General features: G+C 70.0%; 1 protein-coding gene. It reads left to right on the forward strand.

Annotation, left to right across the window (positions count from 1 at the left end; genetic code table 11):
• The coding region (locus tag HFC70_RS26570; protein WP_210259475.1) for a tetratricopeptide repeat protein at nucleotides 1–404 on the forward strand (404 nt) is incomplete at both ends.

Genomic DNA, 404 nt, shown 5'->3' on the forward strand with positions numbered 1-404 from the left:
GAACTCTGAACATGCGCCACCTGCTGCTTCGTCACGACGCGCTGGACGCCGAAGGTTTCGCCGCACAACTGGCCGGTACCCCGGGCGAGGTTGCCCAGGCCATCCTTGGCGCTGCGCGCGAGGGCCTGACGGAAGCCCAGGCCCTGCTCGGACAGATCCTTCTGGACGGCCAAGGCATCCAGCGCGACCCGACCCTGGCGCGGACCTGGTTCACGATCGCCGCCGAACGCGGCCACGCAATGGCGCGCAATATGCTCGCTCGCTGTCTTGAACATGGCTGGGGCGGCCCGGCGGATCCAGCCGCGGCAGCCGTCCACTATCGGATCGCCGCCCAGGCCGGCCTTGACTGGGCCCGCTACAACCTGGCCAATCTCCACGCCACCGGCCGCGGGGTGCCCCAGGAC

This window comes from Agrobacterium sp. a22-2, from assembly GCF_012276985.1.
Taxonomy (GTDB): domain Bacteria; phylum Pseudomonadota; class Alphaproteobacteria; order Rhizobiales; family Rhizobiaceae; genus Allorhizobium.